This is a genomic window from Micromonospora sp. CPCC 205558 (assembly GCF_036902955.1).
Classification (GTDB): Bacteria; Actinomycetota; Actinomycetes; order Mycobacteriales; family Micromonosporaceae; genus Micromonospora.
The window spans coordinates 1-985 of sequence record NZ_JBAKHR010000066.1 but is presented as its reverse complement, the minus strand read 5'-3'; the positions used below and the strand labels follow the sequence as shown (position 1 = coordinate 985).

Below are 985 nucleotides of genomic sequence, written 5' to 3'. Positions count from 1 at the left end.
GCGCACCGGCTCGAGCAACGCCTGGCCGCGGTCAAGCTCGCCCTCGTGCGCGAGCTGGATGGTCGAGGCACCGCCACGGCACAGGGTGCGTCCTCGACGGCGGTGTGGCTGCGGGACCGGCTTCGTCTCGGGGTCGGCGCAGCCCGGCGGCTGGTCGAGCTGGCCGCCACCGTCGACGCCGCCCCGCCGGGAGTACGCGACGCGTTGGCCAACGGGGTGGTCGACCTGGAGCAGGTCCGGGTCATCGCCGACACAGTCCAGACCGTCCACGCCAGCGCCGGCACGGAGGCCGCCGACAAGGCCGTCGGCGTCCTCGTCGACTGGGCGACGCAGTTCGACGCCGCCCTGCTGCGCAGGCTCGGCACCCGCATCCTCGACCACGTCGCCCCTGAGGTCGCCGACGCCGCCGCCGAGGCCGCCTTACGAGCGCAGGAGTCGCGCGCCGCCCGGGACCGGCACATCACCATCAGCGAGCAACCCGACGGCCGGCTACGCCTCACCGGCATCCTCGACACCGAAGCCGCCGCCGCGTTGCGCGCCGCCATCGACCCGCTCACCACACCCCCCGGGCCCGACGACGCGCGCACCCCCGGGCAACGCCGCCACGACGCCCTGGCCGACGTGTGCCGGCTCGCCCTGCGCACCGGTGAGCTACCCGAAAACGGCGGCGACCCCGCCCAACTCGTCGTCACCACCAGCTACGACGAGTTGACCCAGCAGTTGAGCAGCGGCGCCCTCGACACCGGCCTCCAGCTCACCCCCGAGGCCGTGCGCCGGCTCGCCTGCGACGCCGCCATCCTGCCCACCGTTCTCGACGGCGCCGGCCAACCACTCGACGTCGGCCGACAACGCCGCCTCATCTCGGGTCCGCTGCGACGCGCCCTGGTGCTGCGCGACCGAGGTTGTGCCTTCCCGGGCTGCGACCGCCCGCCCCGCTGGTGCGACGGCCACCACATCCGGCACTGGGCCGACGGCGGCACCACCA

At 75.0% G+C, this 985-nt stretch carries 1 protein-coding gene; it reads left to right on the top strand.

Features of this window, described 5'->3' with window-relative positions; translation table 11 throughout:
- The coding region (locus V6U86_RS33280; protein ID WP_334510523.1) for an HNH endonuclease signature motif containing protein at positions 1–985 on the top strand (985 nt) is incomplete at both ends.